A 20,519-nucleotide genomic window follows, 5' to 3' on the forward strand; every position below is an offset into this window, starting at 1 on the left:
CTGTGACATATTACTTTTATGGATATACGGTTTATATATTACGGTTTAGCTTTTGGTGGATAGAGTGCAAAAAATTGAAGTAGAGATAAGGAAATTATTACATGGAGAGGGTTTGCCTCTTCCATGTTATACAACTGCGCAGAGTGCTGGTATGGATCTTTATGCAGCACTGGGTAATTTTGTGATTTTAAATCCACTTGAAAGGTTGCTGATTCCAACTGGAATTGTAATTGCAATACCGAATGGTTTTGAGGGACAAATTCGCCCGCGTTCTGGCCTTGCTGCAAAACATGGAATTACTGTCTTAAATTCTCCTGGTACTGTAGATTCTGATTATCGAGGTGAAGTTAAAGTTTGCTTAATTAATCTAAGCAACCAACCGTATGAAATAAGAAGGGGAGATAGGATTGCACAAATTCTTGTTACTCCTGTATCTTGGGTAGTTTGGAATAATACAGAAGAGTTTTACATAGAAGAAACTGACCGAAATGCAAGCGGTTTTGGTTCAAGTGGTAGATAGTTTATGTAAACGTTATCTCTCAATCAGGTTTTACGTTAAAAATTTCTTGACTGAGGTAGTTTTTACATATAGTTTTAGTATATTAATGATTTATCAAAGAGGTTAATAATGTCAATTTTCAGGAATCATCGTGGTCAACTTCGCAAAATGAATGTAGCTCTTGTAGCACTTACTTCTCTATATGTTGTAGGTGCAACAGCAGCATTTTCAGCACCACATTGGGTATCTTCGACTTCAGCTCTAACTCCGCTTGCAGCTTTCGCAGCTACACCACTTGGAATAGGTATATTAGCAACTGTTGCTGTTGCACTAGTTGGTTTAGCAATGTATGCTATCAGTAAAAATAATAAAATATCTGAGTTGGAAGCTATGAAGTTTGTTGTTGATAGCGGTAATGTAAAGCTGCAAGTGACAAAGAAGGAGTTTGAGTATATAAAAAGAAATAATAAAAATAGGGATAAAGATGGAAGGATTGTAGAAGGTGAATATCGTATAGATTTTGCTAACTCAGAGGGTAAGGAATGCTATGTTATTGTTACAAGCGAGAAGAGCCAAGAAATGGGTAATACTTTGCTCTTAAATATAAGTTCATTAAATATGAAAAGTAATGAAGGTAAATATGTAGCTCAAACTGACATGTCGAAGACATTAGGGTTAGATAGAGCGGGTGCTAAAGAGTTTAATACTTATTTGAACTCAGTTATCGTTGGGCAGACTGTAGATCAAGAACAAGCAAAGTAAGCAGTATAGCTAAGCGAAAAAGAGGTAGATCAAACCTACCTCTTTTGTCTTTTTGGAGAGGTCTTGGGTTTTAAGCGCTATGTATGTAATCGTACGTACATTGTAGTTTTTATTTATCAAGGTAGTGTGTACGGATAACTAGTTTCTATCATCCAGAAAAAAAGAAATATAAATTTTAGGGTTATACGCTAAAATAAATCTCTCTCAGATTCTTAAATTGCAACTAAAGGTGCTAAAAGTTTTACCAAACAGAAGAAAGGTAAAAAAATTTCTAGTGCTGATTTTGATTCTATACTTCTCTGGGTTAATAGTGATAACTCCTTGCTAATATTTATTTAAGGTCGATTTAACTAAATATAGAAAAAGTTTAGAAGTATGAAGCTATTGTAATTTTATGTAACCTGGGGAAATGCATTAAGTTTTTACTGAATTTTGTTGTTAAATATATAAATTGAAAGTAAGTTTCTGATCAAGGATAATCTTAGTGCTGTAGTAAGAAGCTAATGAGATTTGTTGAGTGATTTCTTTGTTTTTGTAACATTATGCCTAGTACACTGTAAATTCTTATGTAAGAAGTCTATTAATAGCTTAAGTATGGAGAGTTAAAACACGTGACCTCTATTTTTTTTGTAATTCTTTTAGCATGTTAGATTCTAATCTTAATAAGGTATATTATAATTGCAAATATGAGTACTGTTTACTTTAGGGTATTAACATAATGAATATTAAATCTAAATTCATATAGTAAATGGTGTTTTTGCCTTTAATACATTGAATTGTTCAAATGAGGCTGTTGCAGAATCTAGGGGTGTGTTAGGGTAGCATTAACATTAAGTTCAATTGTCTGCTACTTATTTTCTAAAAGGATCACAATTAATCTTTTTTTCTAGATTTGCTGCTTAAAAAGAGCAAACATTATAGCTTAATGTTGTTATTAGACTGCTTATTGTTAATATATATTATTCCGATTGAAAAGTTTAGTTATGTTATAATATTTATTTTAATAAATGAACTTGTCCTTAGTGGTGAATTATTTCAGTTTTAGGGATTTTCCTAATGGTAGTTAATATAAAACAGAAAAACAAAAAAGTGGTTTATTCATAGAAAAATGTAGTAGAGGTTGAATTAGTAAAGAATATTTTAGTTTTAGCTATGGAGAAGCTGATTGATATCGTATTGAGACCTTATAAAGGTGAGTAGGTAATTATGAGTCAATAATTTAAAATAGGCAGAAAAAAAAAGATCAATTTTGATATAGAGGTGTTAAAAGTCAAGTTATTGTAAAGAAAACGGTTGGAATTGCAGCAGCAGGTGAATATAATATGCTTTTGTTGTTTAAAAACCTCTACTAGAATGAGGCATTTAAAATAACCCTTCCATTTCGTGAACCTCAATCATTTGTATTCTATGTTAGTTGTTTGAAGCTAGGAGAGTTACTATCTTAAAGGCTAATATTCGTATTGCTTGCCTAGGACATTTTTAATCAATTGCTGCAATGAATTCATGTATATGTGGTTATTTAGGTGATTTGAGTAGATCATGCGATAAACTTTATGGCATGACAGAAATTGTAATGGTAGAAAATGTCAAGAATGTTTCTTGATAAGAAAGAGATATATGTGTCAAGATGTTAGCCTGTCAGTATTTTCAACCTTCCTCAAAAGGAGAGANTACTGGTAATGTAAGAAAAAGAGTAATAAGCGGTGGAATATTGGATAAATTTACTAAGCTAGATCAAGTAGAAAGTTAAGATTGCTAAAATACGTGTAAAAAGGACTATGTTTCTAATCGGGGTTGCATATGCGTATAAAGGTGATGAGAATCATTCAAGTTTTAAGAAAAGTTGAGAGATGAGAAGAGCACATATCCGCTGAGGTGCTAACTATAGGATAGAGCATATTAGTGAATGGACCTATTTGATGAGCGGCCTTAAAAATTATGTATGTTACTCTTAGATAAATTTAAATATTCTATTTAAAGAGTAAAGTTATGGCATTTAAAAAAATTCTAAATATAGAGAAAGAGATAGTGTTTTTGTTCTCTTTTAGAAGGATATAAACAAGCTGAAGTTACTGGGAAATTTTAGATGCTGTTGGGTGGGCTTAATGAGTGTACTAGAAGAAATGGTAAATGGAAACAGCTGCAAGTTGTTGGTATGAATTGTAGCAGTTTTATATAGTTGCTTATTTTTTTAAGTCTAGCTTATGTAACTTCTGTTATTATGGAGCAGCATTAACTTATGTTGGTATGGTAATAGCTGAAGGTAAAGGATTATATGCACTCGCAGTGACTATCTGATATTTACTTTACTACTGGTTCTCTGCTAGTTGCTACATAGTTATACCTACTGCTGTAAACTTTATATATAAACTATAGTAAAGTAAGCCAAATTGGAGAGGTAAAAGAAACTGTACTTGAGATTATGAAAAAGATGATTAAAGCAATCCTAAGTTAATTGGAGAAATTGGGATAGTTAAAAAGCGTAGTTTAATAAGAAAAAGAGATAAGTCTCTTTCCCTTTTTTAACATTTTCTAGTTTTTATATCGATTAAGTAATACATTTGATAGTTATCGCTGATAATTGATGATGCTTATAATGTAAGAATAAGTAAATCTTGTTTACTGTTTATAGGAGTGAAAAGTGTTTGCATGTTGTTAAAAAAACAGTAACTTATTATTAAGTAAATTTGCTAAATTTGAGAAATGTAAATGTCTATTAACTTCAGTTTACCGGAGTTGCCTGTTCTATATCCAAGAATTACTGTTATAGGTGTTGGTGGTGCTGGTGGAAATGCTGTGAATAATATGATTCAATCTAATTTGCAGGGAGTAAATTTTGTTGTAGCAAATACTGATGCTCAGGCGCTGGAAAAGTCATTGTGCGATAAAAAAATTCAGTTAGGTATTAACCTAACTAAGGGACTTGGTGCTGGTGCTTTACCTGATATTGGTAAAGGTGCAGCAGAAGAATCAATTGAAGAAATTATGGAACATATAAAAGATAGTCATATGCTCTTTATTACAGCAGGAATGGGTGGTGGTACTGGTACAGGTGCAGCACCAGTAATTGCGAAAGCGGCAAGGGAAGCAAGAGCTGCAGTTAAAGATAAAATGTTAAAAGAGAAAAAGATATTGACTGTTGGGGTTGTAACTAAGCCATTTGACTTTGAAGGTGTACGTCGTATGCGCATTGCAGAACTCGGACTTGAAGAATTGCAAAAATATGTAGATACACTAATTGTTATTCCAAACCAAAACTTATTTAGAATTGCCAATGAAAAAACTACATTTGCCGATGCGTTTAAACTTGCTGATAATGTTCTGCATATTGGCATCAGAGGAGTAACTGACTTAATGGTTATGCCAGGACTTATTAATCTTGACTTTGCTGATATAGGAACAGTGATGAATGAAATGGGTAAAGCAATGATTGGTACCGGAGAAGCAGAGGGGGAAGATAGGGCAGTTACCGCTGCAGAGGCTGCAATATCTAATCCGTTGCTCGATAATATGTCAATGAAAGGTGCACGGGGAATATTAATTAATATTACTGGTGGTGAGGACATGACTCTATTTGAAGTTGATGCTGCGGCGAATAGAGTGCGTGAAGAGGTAGATGAAGACGCAAATATAATATTTGGTGCTACTTTTGATCAGGCAATGGAAGGCAAAGTTAGAGTTTCTGTTCTTGCAACTGGTATTGATAATAGTAGTAATATCCGTGATAGCAAAGCAGAAACTTCGTTTGTCAGTCAAACTAAGACTTCAAAGGAAGAAAGATTCAAGTGGTCTTATAGCCAAGCTTCAGTACTGAAAACAAAGCCAGCTGAACAAGTAAGTGAAAGAGTAAAATGGAGTAATAATATTTATGATATACCAGCTTATTTAAGAAGAAAAAAATAATGTAGTTTTTGATACTTAACTGAGAGCTAAGTGAATTTATGGTAAAATGGAAAAGGAAAGAATAGCAAATAGGGTAGGTAGCTATTAAGCTCAAAAATTGTATAAGAAACATGTAGCGAGGGGATTTTGCATCTTTTATCATTCAAGTAAAGAAAGGTGGTATTTGGAATAGTTGAAGTCTTCAAGGAATGTTGTCATGTTACCGATCTTTAATTTAGGTTAGTAAGTATGAAGTTTTTCAAGTTTTTAGATAATCAAGTGATGTTGAGTGATATAAAAAAAAATTACTTTTGAAAAATATGGTTATGTTAGAACAATCATGTTTATCAGTTTTTCCAGTCTCATAGAGGATGGATGGGAGGATGAGTAAATGTTAGAAGTAAATATTTTTGATGAGAGATGGTATAGCGTTACAGATGATCCAAAGCGATTTGTATTAAGCGTTATGAGTGTTTCTCTGCAAAAATTGGAGATAGACCACTATAAGCCAAGTATATCAGTAGTTCTTGCTGATGATAATTTACTACATCAACTTAATTTAAAATTTAGAAAAATAGATGAACCAACTAATGTGTTATCATTTCGGTATGAGCAACTATCTAATAAGTGTGATCTAGGTGACGTAGCGATTTCAATAGACACAATACAAAAAGAGTCGAATGAATACAATATATCTACCATAGCTCACGTTGCACATATGTTAGTACATGGGTTACTACATTTACTTGGTTACGATCACCAAAAGGAAGATGAAGAAGTTATAATGAAAAGCTGGGAAAGCAGTATTTTGACCTCTTTTAGCTGCAATTACTTATCTAATTTAAAGGTAATTGAATAAAAGTATAGTAGATAATAACAAAATATGTTATTTACAAAATAGAAGCTATTTTAAAAATAGCTATAGATGATAAAAGGTAAACATATGGTCCAGTTTTTTTTGCCAAAGAATTCTAAAATTAATCGAAAGGGTAAAGTTTATCCTGCTCCTGCTAAGGCAAAAAACGTTAGAAGATTTCAAATTTACCGTTGGTCAGCTGATGATGGGAAAAATCCTAGAATAGACACGTTTTTTATTGATATGGATAATTGTGGCTCTATGGTGCTTGATGCTTTGATAAAGATAAAGGATGAAATAGATTCGACCTTAACTTTCAGGCGTTCTTGTAGAGAAGGAATATGTGGATCTTGTGCGATGAATATTGGTGGAACCAATACTCTTGCATGTATTAAATCTATATTTGATATAAAAGGTGATGTGAAGGTATATCCATTACCTCATATGTATGTGATAAAAGACTTAGTTTCAGACTTGAGCCAATTTTATGAGCAATATAAGTCAATTAATCCTTGGTTACAAGCAGATAAGCCTGGTTTATTAAATAAGGAATATTCGCAGTCTCCTGAAGATAGAAGAAAACTTGATGGACTTTCTGATTGTATATNTATGTGCCTGTTGTTCAACTAGTTGTCCGAACTACTGGTGGAACAGTAATAAATTTTTAGGACCTGCAATACTGTTACAGGCTTACAGGTGGATCGCTGATAGTCGTGATAATAAGACAGATGAGAGGCTTGATGCCTTAAATGACCCATTTAGGTTATATTGCTGTCATACAATCATGAATTGTACAAAAACCTGTCCTAAGGGTCTTAATCCAGCAAGAGCAATAGTAGAAATGAAGCAGCTTATGCTAAAGAGGGGAGGAGTTTGAATGTTACCTCTTGCACTCCTCGTATGAGAAGAGTAGACCTTCTGAAGCATAAGGTATTATTAATGTTCTAAATGCTTTTCCATTTGTAAGGTTGATTGTACCATTGTATGGTGCAAGTAATTTTTTGAATAACTCATGCCTTTGGTTACTAATAGCTTGAAAATCCTCTTGTTTTAGAAGTTTTTTAGATTCGAATAAGTAAAACATGACTTCATGATAAGTGGGATAAGATGCTAAGAGCTTTATGTCAAATTGAAAGCTTTTTATAAAAGCATTATTAAAAAACTTTAGTTTTTGATTCCTACCGTATATCGTGATAGCAATTGGTAATTCCTCAAGTAAATTTTTCTGTGCTGCTAAATAGCTATCTAATCTAACGTATAACTCCTCTGTATCACTAACATCTTTTCCATATATTACTATGCTACCGGAGTTTTGTATTGGAATCTTAATAAAATCAAAAACCTTGCGTTCGTTTTTGTAAGTTATTACATGTTTTCCTGATTTCACGCTTTGAGTGCTGTTAGTAACAGTCAATCTTTGAGAGCTATTTATATATTTATCATAAAAAGAGTTATAAAACTTTATTTTTTTATTTTCATTATATTTGAGTATTGGAAATGGCAGAGAGTTGAAAATATTTCTGTAGCTTTCTATTTTTTGTTTAAGTTTGTTATTTTCTAATTCAAGTTCAGTAGCTTGTATCTTATAGTCTGAGATGTTTCTTATCCACAGCAACACGCCGATTACAGTATTAGAATTATCTATTATGCTTCTGCCATAGCAGATACAGTAAATCTCGCCATCTTTTGATTTTAAATCTAGAGTAAAGGATTTATTTATTTTTTTTGCCTCAGTAAAATTTTTAATTAAACTTTCTGATTGCTCGAAAAAGTTTACGAACTCATTGAATGAGTAAAAAACGGTGTTGAGCAAGATCAGTAAGTTAGGGGAAAACTTTTCTATACGTTTTTTTGCGTCCCAGATATAAAACCCATCGTCTACAGTATCAATTAGATTGTTTATTATAATATTTTGATGTTGTAAGCTCTTAATTCTATTATCTACTTTCAACTTAGAATAGGAGAGAAAGAATAGTATTAAAATTAATAATAAAACTACTTCATACAAAAAAAACATATTACCTTTAAAACGGACGTAAAAATTTGTAACTGCTCAATAAAGGTATGTATAAGTTATGCTGAAGAAGTATACAAGTAAAGATTGCCTAATATCTGAAAGCCCAATCTTTTATAAAGGTTGACAGAAGGTTTCATACAGTGTGCTACTATGTATTTACATTTAAGCTGCTGGATTATTTTGATTCTTTCTAAAACCATTTGGGTACCTATTCCACGATTTCTATGAATTGGTAAAACTCCATCACTATAAAAACCGGCTACGCTATCTTGAATATAAAACCCGCATGTTCCGACAACTTCATTATTTAGTGTTACAAGAAAAAACCTTAATCTTGAGTTTTTATCATTGTAGCTTGATAAGCCGCGGAAAAATGTACTGACGATTCCAACATTATGATGAAAGATTTTAGAGGTACATAAGTCTAATTGTTCTAAGAGATTGCTACTATTTACAACATTCAACCTTAAATTTGGAACAATGTCAGCAGACAGGAGATAATTTTTCATATTGATTAAAACTTTTTTTGGTGTACTAACGTGTTTTATCTCACTTTTTTCTAGAACATTATTTGTCTTCGTACGTGGATTCATTACCCATGTTGCTTCTATATTCCTTGCTCTAAGATAATCTAAAGTTTTTTGTATAGAAAGTTCAGTACATTGATCCTCACAGAATACGAAATTAAATAATGATTCCTTGGTCCCATTTATTGTAAATCCGATGTTATCAAATTCATTGTGCACTTCCCACCGAGATAAATTTGCTGCGTGCAGTATGTAATCCTTTAGATTTTGAGTAACCAGACTTGAATAATGGATTTCCTTATCCTGCATATACAGATAATGAACAATAAAAAGCCTCTATAAAAACGCAGGCTAAAATTGCAGCTATAATATCATCCAGCATAACGCCTAAAGGACACTTGATATTTTTATCAATCAGATTTATAGGCCATGTTTTTATTATATCAAAAAACCTAAAAGAAAAAAAGCATGACGTCAATAAAAGGCTATTAATTTCTTGGTTTAATAGCACCGAAATTAAAAATATTGTTAATAGTTGGCCAACTACTTCATCAATCACTATTTCTTTTGGGTCATGTAGAGTTTGGTAGTGTTTTGTGTAGTTGCTTATGGACCATAATCCAATTAAAAACAGGGAAATAATAGTTACTGTACCTAAAATTCTGTTACTTAGTATTATAGGAACAATTGGATAAGAAGCTAAGCTGCCTACAGTACCTGGCGTTTTTTTTACTGTGCCAGATAACCACCATGTTGATATCAATTTATGAAAAGTTTTCATAATACACTAAAGCAAAAGATTAACTTAAAAAAACAGAAACAGTATTCTCTATAGGAGCATTTTCATATAATAGTCTATAAACAGCTTCACATATAGACATTTTTATCTTTAGCTTTTTTGCTAAATAAAATACAGATTGAGCAGTACTAAGACCTTCAATCACTGATTTACCTTCTAATAAAATTTGCTGGATATTAAAACTATTATTGCTACTACCTATTTTGAATCCAAAGAATAGATTTCTTGAATTTAAGGATGTGCATGTCATAATTAGATCACCCAAACATGCTGGTCCAAGTAATGTATCTGTGTCTATATTACTATTATTGATTTTTGCTAGATAAATAGTTTGAATTTCATTCATGCTTTTTGCTATTAATGCTGCATGAGCATTGTATCCAAGTTTCTTACCCAAAATGATCCCACATGCTATAGCAAAAACATTCTTTAATGCTGCACAAATCTGTACCCCTATAACATCACTACTAAAATATAATTTAATATTTTCTTGTTGTAGCTCTAACATCAGCCTTGACCCTAGTGTATCATTTTGACATGCAAGAACCATTGAATATGGTAATTTTTTTGCGACTTCTATAGCAAAGCTAGGGCCTGAAAAAATAGCAATAGGATTATTAGGTAGAACTTCATTTACTATTTCACTCGGTAGTTTTAATGTAGATCTTTCTATTCCTTTACAGGCTAAAATTATTGCTACATCTTTCTTTAATCCACAATTACGTAATTGCTGACATACCTGTCTTAAAGACTGGACGGGAACAGCAAGGATTATTGTTGAAGCATTAATTGTTTCTTCAATGGCTGACTTTACTAACACGTTGCCAGAAATTTGATAACCAGGTAACTTGTCACTTTCTCTTGTTCTATTGATTAATTCGAATGTAGTTTTATTACGGACCCACAGAACTACATTCTGCCTATCACTTAGTGAAATTGCAATTGCTGTACCCCATGCACCAGCACCTAAAATAGATATCGTCACACAATGCCCCTGAAAATTATTATTCTACTCTAAGATGGCATAGTAGGTAAATTAAAAATATGACATAGATATATAAAATAGTTAAACATTTATTAACTTAAGTACTCTTTCAATGATAATGGCTTTAATTCAATATTTACTGAAAATAATATTGTTCTTATGATATATAATATATCTATTATGTTTTAGATCTGTTTATATAATTTTGGAATGGTATGTCCATTATAGTAGTTTTGACCATTTATTAATAAAAGTTTGATTTGTTACTTTCCTTAGTTATATATATTGCTAAAATTATAAATTACTTACGGGGTATAAAATATGCGTATATTATTAATTGAAGATGATCAGGTAAGTGCAAAGACTGTAGTTAATGCTTTAACTTCTGATGGACACTTTTGTGATGTTGTAACTTCTGCGCAAGACTACAACAATAATATAGTTTCCTCGAATGGGGATCATTATGACCTAGTTATTTTAGATATACACTTGCCCGGTGATATTGATGGATATGATATATTGTTAAGGTTAAGAAGTGCAAAAATTAAAGTTCCTGTCTTGATACTTTCATGTATATCTGCTGTTAATCAAAAAGCTAAAGGACTAGGATATGGTGCTGATGATTACTTAACTAAGCCATTCCACAAAAGTGAGCTGCTAGCTCGAATAAAGGCAATAGTCCGTCGTACTAAAGGACATCCTGAATCGGTGATAAAAATTGGTAACATAAATATTAATTTTGATCATAGAGTTGTTGAGATTAAAGGTAAGACGGTTCACCTGACTAACAAAGAATATTCTATGATAGAGTTACTAGCATTGCGTAAAGGCACTGTACTAACAAAAGAAATGTTTTTAAATCATCTTTATAATGGTTTAGATGAGCCTTCAGATAATAAGATAGTTGATGTTTTTATGTGCAAGTTACGTAAGAAACTTGAAAGTGCGAATGATGGAAAAAGCCATATAGAAACTGTTTGGGGCAGAGGATATGTCCTAAAAGAATATCTTGATGATGAAGAGTATACTAATATTAATATTAGGGAAAATAGTAATGGCTATCAAGCAGAATAAATAAAGGACAACATATAAAATGTTTATTATTTAGGCTATCTTACTGATACTTATGTAAGTGCCTAGGTGAAATATAAGCCGAGTTCTGTTTATGTAGCTATTTATCTGGAGTAAATGTTGCCATTTACTGCATGCGATTTACCTGAGTAGACATGAGGAAAAGCATAAAACCTACTCTTATTTAATCTTGCTCCTAGTGTTGGTTACTCAACTACCAATGTTGCCATTGGTATGGTATGCTCTTACCACACCTTTTCATCCTTACCTAAAAATCTTAGGCGGTAATTTTCTGTAGCCCTGAACTGAAGTCACCTCCGGCGGGTATTACCCGTCACTATTTTTCCTTGGAGCCCGGACTTTCCTCTGCTGTATTTATCATACAACAGCAGCTACTTATTTCACCCAGAAATTAGATTTTAACATAAAAATCATAGAATTAAAATAATTTCCATTATTGGTTAATGATCTGCATACCGAACATTAAACTACAACTAGAAATAATACTCTGATATACATTGCATTGCTATTCTAAGATAATCCACTATCTCTTAAACGTTGAACTTCCTAATCTCTATTAAGGTGATAATATAGGCTACTTGATCTGCTACCGTTNTTTTTACTAATATGCTATATCTAATTCTGTTTTAGAAAAGATTACACTATTATTTCTGCTTCGCTAGGTGCATTAGATATAGTAAGTTAATTAAGTTACGGAGAAGAGGTAGTTTGAGGGAATAAAGCCGTGGTAAACAAATGCAGGAGTTGTTAACTTTTTATTTTAGTACTTGGGCGTAGTAAATATTTGTTTGTGTGGTCTTTTCTAGGTTTGCTGTTGGCGAATTAGTTAACTTTATATTAACTACTTAATTATCTATTAGGTAGGAGTTGTTTTATCAGCGTCTGCAGTAACTGTGGTAGATTTGAAGTAGCATTTGTTTACTAGTTTTTGCTATCATGAGTACTATACTTGTTAATAATTTTATTAATTTTTGTTGTATCAGTGGTTAGTGCCTTTTTAAAGAGTTTAATTTTGACCTATTTTTAAAAAACTTATTAAATGTAATTTTCCTTAAATAATGAAACTATGCGATCCAAGAGTTTTAGTCTATCACTTGGAGGATTGAGAAAAATATAATACATTTGTGAAATCAACCATATTATATTGGGTCTTCTGTAAAGAGATGAATAGCTTGATTATATTTTTTCATCAATTTGTATTAATTTCTTGTTAAAATTCTTTGCGATACTAATTGAGTTAAAATCAACTCTATTAAAAAAAACATAGTATATTGTTCAGTCTTTATTGGTGGGTCTATTTTGCATTTCACTGGCTTTTGCTTTTTTTGTTTCATTGCTTTTGCAAGTAACAAGATTATTTTAAGTATATTGGCTTTGCCAATACCATTTTTTTTTGCTAAAGACCACAACTTGGTTATTACTAAGTCCAGTTTGAAACTTAAGTGGTTATGAAGATTGTATAATTCCAACTTCTCTTTTTCTATATAACAATTGGTAACCATTAACCTAAATAGTTTNTTTAATTTATATTTTTTTAACTTCCTCTAGAACTTCATTGACATGTCCGCTAACTTTTACGTTTTTCCAGATCTTTACTATTTTACCCTTTTTATTTATTAAAAAAGTGGTGCGTTCTATCCCCATATACTTCTTGCCGAATATGCTCTTTTCTGCCCAAACACCATATTTTTCTAATATTTCGACATTTTCATCAGAAACTAAATAAAATGGCAGTGAATATTTTACTTTGAAATTTGCATGGCATTTAACACTATCCTTTGATACACCGATTATCACTGTGTGAAGGGAGGAAAAATCATTTATTTTATCTCTAAAATCTTTTGCCTCCATAGTACAACCTGGAGTATCGTCTTTAGGGTAGAAATAAAGAACTACATTTCTTTTATTAAAAAAAACACTTAGTGATAAATTTTTGCCAGAATCTGTTGGTAAGCTAAAATCCGGTGCATTATTTCCTACTGTTAACCCCATATCTCACTTTTTTAATGGTACTTATGGTAGTGTATTATAGTTAGAGTTTTCAAGAACTTTAAGTAGAAGTCAATTGAATTTTTGTGTATTTGCTTTTTTAATATCAAAAGTTCTACTATTAACTCTATTAATTTTTTGCTAATCGGTGGTCCAATGCCTGTACCTTCGTTTCTATGTTATGGATCATCTGCTTAGCCGAAAACAGATATAACTTTGTATATATCATATTATTCTATTTTTCATAGTCATGAAACTCAATAGTTGATGAATTTTTTCTATATTTTTTAATTGCCATTTTTATTAAACCATCTTTAATAGTAAGTTTGGTAATAAGTTTATTATAATTTGTGCCATTCTTTTGGGATCTGCAGTAACTAACAATTGTTTATCAGACATCTACTTTTTAAACTAGTTTCTGTTTCTTTTAATTTAGGCGATAGCATATTAAAACACGAATCTATTATTTTATTTAGGTTAAATTTCACTTTTTCTGCTGTTAAACTGCTGACTCAGCTTTTGCAAAAGCAAACATATTATATTGTTAATGAAAGCAAGTAAATGTATCCCCGCATTATATATATCGTTTGCATACTTTTTATATCGAGAATAGTCAATCGAGCCTAAAGTTTCATTTTTGATTAACTTCGTATATCCAATGATAAGATAACATTAAGGGTGATGGAGTGTACGTAGCTCATGTGTAACGCTTGCAAAAAACTTTAGCTTATTTGCGTTTTTTTGCCTAATGCCTTTTTATCTGTTATTTCAATATTAGTTTTATGTTGCTTAATTAGCAACTAGGTATTAGAAAAGTGTAAGTAAAGCATTGTTAATTTAAAATTACTGATAATAAGCCCGAAAACGTTAAAAAATAGGCTACATGCTAACATATGAATTTTTATGGCTTTTAGTAAAAAATATCTCTTGATTGTTTAGTAGTTTATCAATCTTTGCTAACTGATTGAGTAATAATTCAGCACTTAGCCTTATTAATTGGTTTATGTAATCACAGTTCTTGTATTTAATATGATGCTTTTTTATTATGTTGTTTTCTAATATGCTTTTAAAGCTTACACTTAAGTACGGTAAGAAAAATATATTCTCTAGTGAATAATTGTAATATATCATACTAAATAAAATCATAAAAATTAATGAGAACAATGAGATAACTTTTATAGGTATTTATTTTTTAGTGTAGTAAAGTTTATATATCCTTCTTGTTGAAGGTAGTAGTTTTTGTGTTATTAATCAAAATTTATAGAATATCATATTTTTATGATAATTTTTCTTACTTTGTGATTTATTTTTCTATTAATATCAATTTTTTCATAGCAAGGGTATTTACTTGTACGACATTGACAATAAGTGCTACGTAGATTTTCACTTTAGAGTAGCTGTTCATAGTTTAGGTTGCATTAACTCACGATTAACCACTACTCTTAAGTTACAAGAAGAAAGGTTGTAGTATATAACGAATATCTACAATATAACTTGCTATTAATAACTTGTGAAAAGTTAATAAACAATAACTTTGTTGATGCTGTATTTTTTGGCAAATACTAGGTTAAGAACAGTAAAGTGCGGATTTAAGGTTGCTTATATAGATCTATCCAAAACGGAAAAGATGATAAAAACTGTCATAGAATTTTGACGTTTCGTGATGCCTTTCAAAGCACAATGTTGAAAGCGTGAAAAATGAATAAAAACTTTATGGAAAAGTAGGGAGTTCTATGTTATATATTAGTGCTATTTTTTAATTGAGTGCATGTGGTCTAGGTAGGACAGGGAAATCATTCGCATATGAGTATATAAGAGTGGATTTATATTGTGCATTTGTAAAGGAAATAGGAGTGAAATTTCCCGCTAAAAGCTTGTCTTGTAGGTCGTTTACTGTTTGTGGTGACATCTCAGATAGCGTTATAAAAATTTTGCTTCTACTTGTGGGTATTCCTGAAAAGAAGATTGATGTGGGTGTTGAGTTTCTTAAAAAGATATTTATTTGAGGAATTTTCTGATTTATCTTTAAATGAACGATAATCTAATATGCTTGGGAATAGTTACTTCTCCTCATGGAGTTAAGGGAGCTATTAAAATAAGAACTTTTACTGAAAAGCCTGAGAATGTTTCCTTATACGGTAGGTTAATAAGTGGTAATGAGAATTATAAAATAGACTCAGTGTCTGTTGTAGATGATAATTTAGTAATAGCTACAGTAAGCGGAGTAAATTCTCGTAATGAAGCAGAGCTCTTAAGAAATAAGAAATTATATATAAAAAGGAACAAGCTACCAAAATTAAATGATGAGAGTGAATTCTATCAGAGTGACCTTGTAGATATGAAGGTAAAACTGGAGAATAATAAACTGTATGGATATGTAAAGTCTGTATATAGTTTCGGTTCAGGAGATATATTGAAGATTTCGGTTGTTAGTACAAAAAAGAGTGTTATGCTACCTTTTACTAAAGAAATATTTCCTTATATNNACATAAAGAAAAAGTATATAATCCTCAGTATGCCAGAATTTGTTGATTAATAAAGGCTTTGATATTTGCATAAAAGCCATTTATAATTATAAAATCATCCAAAAATGGAATTATGGTAGAAAGAGCTAATGATATTAGGCCAGGTCAGGTGTTGGAACATAATGATGGGTTATTTTTGGTTGTAAATATCATGCACACTCAACCTGGTAAAGGTGGTGCGTACATACAAGCTGAAATGAAAAATATCAAAACTGGTGCAAAACACTATGAAAGGTTTCGCTCTGATGCTCCAATTAGAAGAGCCATTTTAGATGAGGAGGAATATGTTTATCTCTTCACTGAAGGAGAAGTTGTGCATCTTATGCATCCAAGTAGTTACGAGCAAGTTACTCTGAACTTAGATTTATTAGGAGAGAAAAAGATTTATTTGCAGAATAACATGAAAATTAAAGTTATAACTTACCAAGATAAAATAATTTTCGCACATGTGCCTGACTATGTTACGTTGACTGTAAAAGAAACGGATTCTGTTATTAAAAAACAGACTGTTACTTCTTCCTATAAGCCTGCAGTTTTAGAAAACGGAATACGTATTAACGTGCCTCGATTTGTAAGGGAAGAGGATAAGATTGTAGTATATACTCCTGATGATAGCTATTATGAAAGGGCGAAAGAATAAAAGAAGGATGCCCATTTCATCACCACGAATTAATGTGATGCTTGATTCTGTGCGAGGTGCTTCTAAACAACTTATGCGCGATTTTAACGAGTTGCAAATTTCCAATGTTAAGTCAGATGACTTTATCAACAAAACTTACTCGAAATCCAAGCAAACTATATGCGGTTGCTTACACAATTATAGACAAGGTTATGGTTTTCTTTTTGAAGATGATCTTGATCAAGAGATAAAAGATGACACTTATACTTGGTTCATCATGCCCATAGAAAGCAAGGAAAATTTTTCTAGTTGTATGGTTTATTTTACAGTGTCAGTTTGTCTAATTCATAAGAACAAAGTTGTGGCAGCTGTAGTTGATGTTCCTGCTCTTAGAGAAACTTTTTGGGCAGAAGAGAGAAAGGGTGCTTTTCTTGAAGACTCTAGATTTCGTCATATAAGGATGCGAGTGAAAAGTCGTAACGGAGGTTTGATAGATGTAAGTGGTAATTTATTAAATAAGTTACTGCCTGATAACAGCAATGTGCGTTCCATTGGCTCAACAGTTTTAGGCTTTGCGTACCTTGCTGCAGGAAGACATAGAGGAATAGTTTATTCTGGAGTTAACAAATATAAAACCTTGCTTGGTAGACTGTTTCTTCAAGAAAGTGGCGGAAGGCTAGTAGAAGATAATGGGTTAATTATTGCAGGTAATGTTGAACTAGCATAAGTAGNGCTACAGGAATGGACAACTTCTCAAAAACTTTTACAAGAGACTCTGTTAGATGTTCCATCATTTCATCGGTATGATAAGGCGTAGGAGTAATACGGAAACGCTCAGTTCCTCTTGGAACTGTCGGATAATTTATGTGTTGAACATATATTCCATGCTCATCAAATAGCAATCTTGATGCTCTTTTAGATAACTCTGGATCGCCAATTATTATTGGAATTATATGAGTTTTTGTTGGGATAAGATTAATTCTTGCATTTTTCAGTAAATTCTTTACTTTTTCAACAACTTGTTTTTGTTTTTCTCTTTCAATATTACTCGATTTTAGATGATCAACGCTTGCTTTTGCTGCTGCTGCTAAAACAGGCGAAATAGCAGTGGTGAAAATAAATCCTGGAGCAGAACTTCTTATTACATCTACTAAGCTCTTTGAAGATGCTATGTATCCGCCCATCACTCCAAAAGCTTTCGATAATGTGCCTTGAATAATGGTTACCCTATCCATCAGACCTTCTCTTTCTGCGATTCCGCCACCGTGCGAACCATACATACCAACTGCGTGTACCTCATCCGAGTAGGTAATTGCATTATATTCTTCTGCCAAATCACATATTTCTCTTAGTGGTGCTATATCACCATCCATTGAATATATGGATTCAAATGCTATTATTTTTGGTATTTTTCTATCTACAGACTTTAACAACTGTTCTAAATGATTAATGTTGTTATGTTTAAATATATATTTCGGTCTTTTCCCTGACTTTATGCCTTCTATCATTGAAGAGTGATTTTTCTCATCTGAAAAAAATACTACGTCAGGAATAACGGATGATAAAGTGCTAAGTGTTGTCTGATTAGCAAGGTAGCCGCAAGCGAAAGTTAAAGCAGCCTTTTTGTTATGCAAGCAAGCTAAAGATTTCTCGAGTTCGACAACCTCTTTTGTTGTACCGGATATGTTTCTTGTTCCTCCTGCTCCAACTGATGAATTTTGGGTAGCAGCAATTACACTTTCATTTTGTGACATTCCTAAATAATTATTACTACACCAGACAATNACTTCTCTATTTCTTTCATAATCCATAACATAAGGAAACCTTCCAGGCAATGATGCAAAACGCATAAATTCACGGTAGCGCCCTTCCTCTTTTATATCTTTGATTTTATTTAAAAATATCCCTTCGTAGTCTACCAAGTTTTTATCTATTAATAGCTAATAAAATTATAATAAATTATTCAATGGTAGACTACTATATTTATTTATTTACGGTACAACGGTAGTTTTTTTCTTTATGTCAACCACTTCAATTTTACTATTCTCGATTAAGCTTTTAGGCATGCAATAGTATATAATAATTCCAATGGCGGCTAGACAGCAAGCTCCAGCTGCTATTCCCACTACTGACATTTCCAAGTGAACTGCAGTAGCCACTCCTAGAGCAACCCCAGCTGTTGTTAATACGGAGGCAACTATAATATGCAGATTATTGTTTTTTGTATCTTGTAGAATAGTGTTATCCACTTGTTCAGATTTTTTGTTAGTTGCTAGAGAGTATTGATGATGCTGACCTTGGTGTAGGCGGTATTGGTGTTGGCTCTGTTTTTTAGGTTGTGGATCTTGCGGACTACTTCTTTTAGAAACAGAGACATTTTCGCCTTTGTCTATACTCTCAAAAGGGGAACAGCCGTTATCACTTAATACATCGACTGCACTAAAAGAACTGCTGCTGTGACTCCGATCACTATTTGTAGAACTCTCTAGTGAATGTGATGATGAATCTAGTTGACTGCCTTTGCTTTCGAGCTCTAGCTCATTTTTCATTTGCGATGGTGTATGTTCAGTAAATTGACTAGGGACTTGCTTTTTTTTATTATCATTAACAACTGATGAGATGTCAATACATTCACTTTGAGACTTTTGTGTACTTGAAGAAGCTCCTTCGCTTTGAGGAACATCCATTTCTTCTGTAACTTGAGTCTCAAGAACTTCTTGTTGCTCTTGAGCATTAGGTGGTTTGCTACTATGATTTTTTTTCTTTTTGCTTTTACACATTTCGCCCCCTTGTAATTATTGCTAATAGGCTTCTGTATTGAAGCCTATTCATTATTTATAATATTTTTTCTGTTGTCCATAGTATTTTTTTAGCTGGTAGCCGATAGTCCTTTTGGATTTTATCTTTTTAGGAAAAGATAGTAAAAGATGTAGTTAGAGTTCTAACGGTTGTGTAATGAGGTACTGCAACTATACTAATAGATAGTATCTATTTTATGATAATGTTCTTTTACTATACAGAAGTTTATTCTATAGTTAATTTATTGTTGAAGTTACTTATTTTTAATAGCCTACCTACGTACTTAAAATCCATAATTAGAACGTTATTGTTTGTCTGACAAGTTAATTGCTCTAATGAATATAGTCTTTTCTCTAAGAAGCTTTTTGTAAATTTTACCACCACGGTAGTTAAAAACTATTGGGGAACAGAAATTGCAACATAAACATATTATCAGCTCTCTATCAAAAATAAAAAAAAGACATAAGAAGTTGTAATCAAGAGCGATTTCCATGCTGTGTATAGCCTGTACAATTAATTCTAAAATCTTTAGTTTCTAAAACTTTTTCTTTTTGGTGTACTTGTTTAGTATTTTATCAAGGATAGGCAACGAGTCATAAAATGCATTACAAAATTGACATGCATTTTTTCACCTTTAGGTAAAAATTCAGAAATAGATATAGCAGTAGTATTTACATCAGTTATCGTTACTACATTAAAAAATCTCTAAAGTTTGTTTTCGGGAGTAACTGATATTTCTTAGCTTTAATCATCTAAAATTTCAGGCTCTTTATTTTCCTTTAATATTAAAACCCAGAAATGACGGCCTCAATTGTTTCTTGATTTTTGCTCTTCGTAAAATCTTAAATTTTTCAATACTTAAGTCTTGGAAATTGCTTTTATTCTTGTTGCTGTTTTCCCTTTTGGGATTTTTTGTGACATGATCTAACTAGGTAAATAATCCTACGTCATATTTTTCTCTATTAAAATGACGTAGCTAGTATATAGTGCCTAAATAGGAATCTTGTCGAGTAAGTTGTTCAGTTTCTTAGCAAATAGGTTTGCATTGTCCATTTCTTCACCTTCCACAATACAAGCTTGGTAGAATAATAAGTGAACCATGTCTTCTAATGTTTGGTTTTCACCGTTTTCAGCATAAGATTTCATTATATTTTTTATTACGGGATGT

18 protein-coding genes, 1 other RNA gene and 1 pseudogene are annotated in these 20,519 nt (G+C 31.9%); 10 read left to right on the plus strand and 10 right to left on the minus strand.

All coding sequences use genetic code 11. From position 1 onward, the window contains the following. Window positions 1–55: 55 nt before the first annotated feature. The 5 genes and pseudogenes from dut (at window position 56) to HSX44_RS00400 (ending at window position 6,876) form a co-directional block, all read left to right on the plus strand. The gene (gene dut / locus HSX44_RS00380; RefSeq protein WP_275601818.1) at window positions 56–520 is read left to right on the plus strand and encodes a dUTP diphosphatase; all 465 of its coding nucleotides are present in this window, start codon (window positions 56–58) and stop codon (window positions 518–520) included. A gap of 108 nt (window positions 521–628) precedes the next feature. Next, on the plus strand, window positions 629–1,261 hold the full coding sequence (locus HSX44_RS00385) for a hypothetical protein (protein ID WP_275601819.1): 633 nt from the start codon (window positions 629–631) through the stop codon (window positions 1,259–1,261). 2,709 nt (window positions 1,262–3,970) lie between these two features. Further along, entirely contained in the window at window positions 3,971–5,164 is a 1,194-nt protein-coding gene (ftsZ, locus tag HSX44_RS00390; protein ID WP_275601820.1) for a cell division protein FtsZ, read from the plus strand. 370 nt (window positions 5,165–5,534) lie between these two features. Then, a complete protein-coding gene (gene ybeY, locus HSX44_RS00395) occupies window positions 5,535–6,002 on the plus strand; it encodes an rRNA maturation RNase YbeY (protein ID WP_275601821.1) in 468 nt (155 codons plus the stop codon). A gap of 84 nt (window positions 6,003–6,086) precedes the next feature. Further along, window positions 6,087–6,876 (plus strand): annotated as a pseudogene (locus tag HSX44_RS00400) (succinate dehydrogenase iron-sulfur subunit). 3 nt (window positions 6,877–6,879) lie between these two features. Here the strand turns inward: HSX44_RS00400 and HSX44_RS00405 are convergent. From HSX44_RS00405 to HSX44_RS00420, 4 genes are read right to left on the minus strand one after another with little or no spacing between them, the layout of a single operon-like run. Beyond that, window positions 6,880–8,016, minus strand: coding sequence for a transcriptional regulator (locus HSX44_RS00405; protein ID WP_275601822.1), 1,137 nt, complete (start codon window positions 8,014–8,016; stop codon window positions 6,880–6,882). Between the two features lie 56 nt (window positions 8,017–8,072). Further along, the gene (locus tag HSX44_RS00410) at window positions 8,073–8,852 is read right to left on the minus strand and encodes a GNAT family N-acetyltransferase (RefSeq protein WP_275601823.1); all 780 of its coding nucleotides are present in this window, start codon (window positions 8,850–8,852) and stop codon (window positions 8,073–8,075) included. Continuing rightward, window positions 8,842–9,324, minus strand: coding sequence for a phosphatidylglycerophosphatase A family protein (locus tag HSX44_RS00415; protein WP_275601824.1), 483 nt, complete (start codon window positions 9,322–9,324; stop codon window positions 8,842–8,844). The genes HSX44_RS00410 and HSX44_RS00415 overlap by 11 nt, the downstream gene beginning before the upstream one ends. A 19-nt stretch (window positions 9,325–9,343) precedes the next feature. After that, the gene (locus HSX44_RS00420) at window positions 9,344–10,327 is read right to left on the minus strand and encodes an NAD(P)H-dependent glycerol-3-phosphate dehydrogenase (RefSeq protein WP_275601825.1); all 984 of its coding nucleotides are present in this window, start codon (window positions 10,325–10,327) and stop codon (window positions 9,344–9,346) included. A 321-nt stretch (window positions 10,328–10,648) separates the two neighbouring features. Between HSX44_RS00420 and HSX44_RS00425 the strand changes: the two genes are divergently transcribed. Continuing rightward, window positions 10,649–11,401 carry a response regulator transcription factor gene (locus tag HSX44_RS00425; protein ID WP_275601826.1) on the plus strand — a complete coding sequence of 251 codons (753 nt, stop codon included), beginning with the start codon at window positions 10,649–10,651 and terminating at the stop codon, window positions 11,399–11,401. Window positions 11,402–11,460: 59 nt separating this feature from the next. Here HSX44_RS00425 and rnpB read toward each other — a convergent pair. From rnpB to bcp, 3 genes are all read right to left on the minus strand, one after another. Next, window positions 11,461–11,806, minus strand: an RNA gene (gene rnpB / locus HSX44_RS00430) — RNase P RNA component class A. Window positions 11,807–12,618: 812 nt separating this feature from the next. After that, window positions 12,619–12,921 (minus strand): hypothetical protein, encoded by a 303-nt coding sequence (locus HSX44_RS00435; protein WP_275601827.1) that lies wholly within the window; start codon window positions 12,919–12,921, stop codon window positions 12,619–12,621. Window positions 12,922–12,943: 22 nt separating this feature from the next. After that, the gene (gene bcp / locus HSX44_RS00440; RefSeq protein WP_275601828.1) at window positions 12,944–13,411 is read right to left on the minus strand and encodes a thioredoxin-dependent thiol peroxidase; all 468 of its coding nucleotides are present in this window, start codon (window positions 13,409–13,411) and stop codon (window positions 12,944–12,946) included. Between the two features lie 1,814 nt (window positions 13,412–15,225). Between bcp and HSX44_RS00445 the strand changes: the two genes are divergently transcribed. The 4 genes from HSX44_RS00445 to HSX44_RS00460 all read left to right on the plus strand — a co-directional run bounded on the left by HSX44_RS00445 (window position 15,226) and on the right by HSX44_RS00460 (window position 17,279). Continuing rightward, window positions 15,226–15,414: a hypothetical protein gene (locus HSX44_RS00445; RefSeq protein ID WP_275601829.1), complete on the plus strand. Its 189-nt coding sequence runs from the start codon at window positions 15,226–15,228 to the stop codon at window positions 15,412–15,414. 23 nt (window positions 15,415–15,437) lie between these two features. Next, window positions 15,438–15,944 carry a ribosome maturation factor RimM gene (gene rimM, locus HSX44_RS00450; RefSeq protein WP_275601830.1) on the plus strand — a complete coding sequence of 169 codons (507 nt, stop codon included), beginning with the start codon at window positions 15,438–15,440 and terminating at the stop codon, window positions 15,942–15,944. 62 nt (window positions 15,945–16,006) lie between these two features. Beyond that, window positions 16,007–16,573, plus strand: a complete 567-nt coding sequence (gene efp, locus HSX44_RS00455) for an elongation factor P (RefSeq protein WP_275601831.1) — start codon at window positions 16,007–16,009, stop codon at window positions 16,571–16,573. A 7-nt stretch (window positions 16,574–16,580) separates the two neighbouring features. After that, window positions 16,581–17,279 carry an inositol monophosphatase family protein gene (locus HSX44_RS00460; protein WP_275602393.1) on the plus strand — a complete coding sequence of 233 codons (699 nt, stop codon included), beginning with the start codon at window positions 16,581–16,583 and terminating at the stop codon, window positions 17,277–17,279. On the opposite strand, the gene hemA is transcribed toward HSX44_RS00460, so the two are convergent. The 3 genes from hemA to HSX44_RS03960 all read right to left on the minus strand — a co-directional run. Then, window positions 17,251–18,474 (minus strand): 5-aminolevulinate synthase, encoded by a 1,224-nt coding sequence (gene hemA, locus HSX44_RS00465; protein WP_275601832.1) that lies wholly within the window; start codon window positions 18,472–18,474, stop codon window positions 17,251–17,253. The genes HSX44_RS00460 and hemA overlap by 29 nt on opposite strands. Before the next feature lie 69 nt (window positions 18,475–18,543). Continuing rightward, window positions 18,544–19,332, minus strand: coding sequence for a TomO hydrophobic C-terminal domain-containing protein (locus tag HSX44_RS00470; RefSeq protein WP_275601833.1), 789 nt, complete (start codon window positions 19,330–19,332; stop codon window positions 18,544–18,546). A gap of 1,009 nt (window positions 19,333–20,341) precedes the next feature. Beyond that, a partial coding sequence (locus tag HSX44_RS03960) for a hypothetical protein (protein WP_410543452.1) occupies window positions 20,342–20,519 on the minus strand: 178 nt, incomplete at its 5' end.

This window comes from Wolbachia endosymbiont of Onchocerca gibsoni (assembly GCF_029169405.1).
Taxonomy (GTDB): Bacteria; Pseudomonadota; Alphaproteobacteria; order Rickettsiales; family Anaplasmataceae; genus Wolbachia.